The following is a 4,985-nucleotide window of genomic DNA, read 5'->3' on the forward strand; positions in this document are numbered from 1 at the left end:
GAAAGATTAATCAAAATAAGCTAGTTGCTCCTACGCATTTAATGCAGAATTCGCCCATCTTTTTTTATCCCTTTTATCAAAATTAAGTGGCGCTATGAGCACAATAAAAACAGCAGTAAACACAATAGACAAACCTGCCAGTAAATGGACTTACAAAGACTTCACTTGGGTATTATCCCTTTTCGGTACTGCGGTTGGTGCGGGTGTCCTTTTTCTGCCAATTAAAGCGGGAGCGGGGGGGTTTTGGCCTCTAGTTGTTCTTGCATTAATTGCTACGCCAATGATTTGGTTGGCACATAAAGGGTTAGCACGCTTTGTATTATCGGCAAAGAAACCTGACGCGGATATTACGGATACAGTGGAAGAACATTTTGGTAAAACGGGTGCCAACATCATCACGTTTGCTTATTTCTTTGCCATTTATCCTATCGTATTAATTTACGGTGTCGGTATTACAAACACGGTCGACTCATTTTTAATTAACCAAATTGGTATGGACCCATTACCACGTTGGTTGTTGTCAGGTGTGTTAATTGCAGCAATGACCGCCGGTGTTATTTTTGGTCGTGATTTAATGCTGAAATTAACCTCCATGATGGTTTACCCATTAGTCTTCATTTTATTAGCATTATCACTGTACCTGATCCCTGAGTGGAACACATCGATGCTAGAAGTCGCGCCAGACTGGAGCGCAATGCCTATCGTGGTATGGATGGCGATTCCTATCATCGTGTTTTCTTTTAACCACAGCCCAATTATCAGCCAGTTTGCGAAAGATCAGCGCCAACAGTTTGGTGACAAAGCGGTGATTAAAACAGACATGATCACGGGCGGGGCAGCATTTATGCTGACAGGCTTCGTGATGTTTTTCGTATTCTCTGTTGTGCTGTCATTGAGCCCAGCTGAATTAGAAATTGCGAAGAAAGAAAACATCAGCGTGTTATCTCACATTGCCAACATTAACCCATCTCCAATTTTGTCTTACTTAGGTCCTATCGTGGCATTCGCCGCTATCGTTTCTAGCTATTTTGGTCACTTCTTAGGTGCGCATGAAGGTCTGGTTGGGTTAGTCAAATCACGCTCTTCAGTTTCTGTGAAGAAAATTGAATTAATCTCTTTACTGTTCATCGTGATCACCACGTGGATCGTCGCGATTATCAACCCAAGTATCTTAGGTATGATTGAAACCATGGGTGCTCCAATGATTGCGGCAATCCTGTTCATCCTACCAGTTGTGGCGATGCGTATCATTCCTGCAATGAAACCGTTCAGTACCTCTAAGCCAGCGCAAATCTTTACGCTGCTATGCGGTTTAGCATCAATTACCTCTGTGATTTATGGCGCGTTCGCGTAATTAAATTCAGTTGTACCGAGACCCATATTGCTTTGGCAATATGGGTTTTTTTGTTTCTAAAGTGGGCTTATTTATTTTGTGAATAACTATAGATGAAATTATTTCAAGTCTAGATGGTTGTGTGAGGGATCTACTTGGGGGATATTGGAAAGGATTACCGTGAAATAAAAACAAGAACCCATTCAATTGGCAGTGCGGGTATAACAAGGATAAAGAAATGAAATTAGAAACATTATCAATCCACGCAGGCTATTCTCCAGACCCTACAACCAAGTCTGTCGCGGTGCCTATTTATCAAACCACCTCTTATGCATTTGACGATACACAACACGGCGCGGATCTGTTCGACTTAAAAGTTGCAGGTAATATCTATACCCGCATTATGAACCCGACCAACGATGTGCTAGAAAAGCGCGTTGCTGCTCTTGAAGGTGGCATTGCAGGACTGGCAGTTGCCTCGGGAATGGCTGCTATCACTTATGCCATCCAAACTGTCGCCCAAGTTGGCGATAACATTGTTTCTGTCGCAAAATTGTACGGCGGAACGTATAACTTACTCGCACATACTTTACCTCGCCTAGGTATTGAAACTCGTTTTGCAGAGCATGATGATTTAGCGGCGCTGGAAGCTTTAATTGATGATAAAACCAAGGCTGTTTTCTGCGAATCTATCTCAAACCCTGCTGGTTTCATTGTAGATCTCGCCGCACTAGCCGATGTTGCTCATCGCCACGGTGTTCCACTTATTGTTGATAACACGGTTGCAACGCCATATTTATGTCGTCCGTTCGAATATGGTGCTGACATTGTGGTTCACTCGCTGACAAAATATATCGGCGGTCACGGTACTTCAATTGGCGGCATGGTGGTTGATTCTGGAAAATTTCCGTGGGCTGAGCATGCTGAGCGCTTCTCTCTATTAGTTGAGCCGGATATTGCTTATCACGGCGTGAGTTATACCGAACATTTTGGGGCTGCTGCCTTTATTGCCCGTTGCCGTGTAGCTCCGTTGCGTGGAACAGGTGCAGCATTATCACCCTTTAATGCCTTTTTAATTCTTCAAGGTCTGGAAACTTTAGCCTTAAGAATGGAGCGCCACACTGAAAATGCGCTGAAAGTCGCACAATATTTAGAAAATCATCCGCAAGTGGCATGGGTAAAATATGCGGGGTTACCAAGTAATCCGGAACATGCACTTGCGCAAAAATACATGCAAGGTAAGCCTGCCAGTATTATGTCTTTCGGGATCAAGGGGGGACAGGAAGCTGGGGCACGTTTCATTGATGCTCTGAACCTGATTGTTCGCTTAGTCAATATTGGTGATGCTAAATCGTTAGCGTGTCATCCTGCCTCCACAACGCATCGCCAATTAAATGATGCCGAGCTAGCGCGCGCAGGTGTATCACGAGATATGATCCGCTTATCAATAGGAATCGAGCATATTGATGATATCCTTGCTGACTTAACTCAAGCGCTGGATGCGGCTAAGTAAGCAATTAAAACACTCCCCATAAATAAAGGCGGTTATTGTTAAATATATAATGCAATAACTGTCTTTGCTGTTACTGACGTTATTAATTATCACGCTGTTACTGCCTTTGTAGCATAAAAAACTATTTGTAAAAAAAGCCTTTTTTAATTTATTTATCATTCTGTTAAAAATAAATGGTAATTGCTGAACTATTGTTTTTTAATCGAGTCTGAACAAGCAGCTCATTTTTATCTTAACATTTAAATGCACGATTCATTTATTGATTGTTTAGCTAGTATGTTAAATGGAATACGAAAATGTTTATTGGTTTATACTGGGTTTAGTCAATTCGAAGATAATAGTACTCTGTTTTGATTAATAAAAAGCGTTTGATGCAGTAGCACAAATAATAATTATTAAATATTTATGACAAGAATGGTTGAGATTAAATGATGATGGCAAATAATAAAAAAGCCTACTTAAAGTGGTGCCTATTATTCGGTTTTGTACTCATAACCTATTTTCTGCCACTGAATGGGCGCATGTTATGGCAACCTGATGAATTACGCTATGCCGAAATCAGTCGAGAACTGATACTGAGTAGCCATTGGAGCGTACCTGAACTGTTAGGCATCCGTTATTTTGAAAAACCTATTTTCGGCTATTGGGTGGGTTCTTTCTTCCAGATGCTATTTGGCGAAAACAATGTTTCTGTTCGCTTAGGTGTCGTTTTTAGCACCTTAATTAGCGGACTATTTGTTTATTTGAGCGCTAAGATGGCATGGAAGAATAAAGACCTTGCCTTTAATGCGGTACTTATCTACCTCTCGATGTTTATGATTTTAACGATTGGGACTTATAATATTTTGGACCCAATTGTTACCGCTTTTATTACGATGATTATCTTCTTTTTCCAATGGGGGATAACCACGACACAACGCGCCCACAAATTGTATGCATATATTCTGATAGGTGTTGCATGTGGGTTAGGGGTAATGACCAAAGGCTTTTTAGTTTTGGTCTTGCCAATGTTAGTCTGCTCAGTCAGCGCGATTTATTTTAAAAAATTAAAAGAAATCTGTTTGTATGCGCTGGTCTCTATTCTTGTCGCTATTTTAGTTTGTCTGCCGTGGGCATTAACGATTGCTAGCCTTGAACCCGATTTTTGGAGTTATTTTTTCTGGGTTGAGCATATTCAGCGCTTTATGGCAGATAACGCACAAAATAAATCCCCATTTTGGTTCTATGTACCCATTTTAGTGGCGGCGGTTCTTCCGTGGTTAGGCTACTTAGTTTCGTCGATTGCCTATGCTATTCGAGCTAAAGGTATGAACCTTTATTTCTTGTTGTGGGCGGTGCTGCCTTTCCTATTTTTTAGTATCACCAAAGGGAAGTTACTCACGTATATTTTGCCGTGCATCGCACCTATCGCGATTTTGATGGCATCCTATTTGCAGCAGGTTTTAACCCAGAATAAAGTGGCTACCATTCGCCTGAATGCGCTGATAAACATAACACTGGGTGTCGTGGCGGCAGGGGCATTTATTGCATCACCTTACTTCCCTAAAATGAATTTATATCAAGGGGATGAAAGCTATAAAATGTGGATTGCCGCAGGTGCATTCCTTTTCTGGGCAGCAATGGGGATCGTGTCATTCAACCGTAAGTATTGGTCGTGGGCGGCGGCATGTACTTTAGTGTTAAGCCTCAGTATTGGGCATGTGATCCCTAAATACATCGAGAGCAATAATACGCCGCAAGGCGTGTTGGCAAAATACCAAGATCAACTGCAAAATCGTGCGGTGTTATTAACCAATAATGTGGGATTGGGTACCGCATTAGCTTGGGTACTGAAACGCGATGATATTACGATGTTATATCAAACTGGTGAGTTAGGTTATGGGCTGAATTATCCGGATGCTGAAAACCGCTTTTATCGTTTAGAACAGTTGCCAAGCTTACTGGCGAGCCAACATAACCGTAATGTTGCGGTCGTAGTAGATGCCTCTCAAAATGAGGTCATCGATGCGTTACCGGGGACGCCTATCATCATTAAAGAAGGTAAGTTGGTGATGGCTTTCTATGAAGGTCAGTAAATAAAAATCGACTGATAGTCTGTTGAAGAAGAGCCGCAAAGCGAATGCATGCGGCTCTTTTTTA

At 41.8% G+C, this 4,985-nt stretch carries 3 protein-coding genes; all 3 read left to right on the forward strand.

Going from position 1 to position 4,985, the window contains the following annotated elements:
* Window positions 1-94 precede the first annotated feature (94 nt).
* The 3 genes from PSF16_RS16490 to arnT all read left to right on the forward strand — a co-directional run bounded on the left by PSF16_RS16490 (window position 95) and on the right by arnT (window position 4,921).
* On the forward strand, window positions 95-1,354 hold the full coding sequence (locus PSF16_RS16490; protein ID WP_006658241.1) for an aromatic amino acid transport family protein: 1,260 nt from the start codon (window positions 95-97) through the stop codon (window positions 1,352-1,354).
* Window positions 1,355-1,571: 217 nt separating this feature from the next.
* On the forward strand, window positions 1,572-2,846 hold the full coding sequence (locus PSF16_RS16495; RefSeq protein WP_006658242.1) for a bifunctional O-acetylhomoserine aminocarboxypropyltransferase/cysteine synthase: 1,275 nt from the start codon (window positions 1,572-1,574) through the stop codon (window positions 2,844-2,846).
* 428 nt (window positions 2,847-3,274) lie between these two features.
* Complete coding sequence (arnT, locus tag PSF16_RS16500) at window positions 3,275-4,921, forward strand: lipid IV(A) 4-amino-4-deoxy-L-arabinosyltransferase (protein WP_272689710.1); 1,647 nt, start codon at window positions 3,275-3,277, stop codon at window positions 4,919-4,921.
* Window positions 4,922-4,985: the final 64 nt, after the last annotated feature.

The organism is Providencia sp. PROV033 (assembly GCF_028484855.1).
GTDB classification, from domain to species: domain Bacteria; phylum Pseudomonadota; class Gammaproteobacteria; order Enterobacterales; family Enterobacteriaceae; genus Providencia; species Providencia alcalifaciens.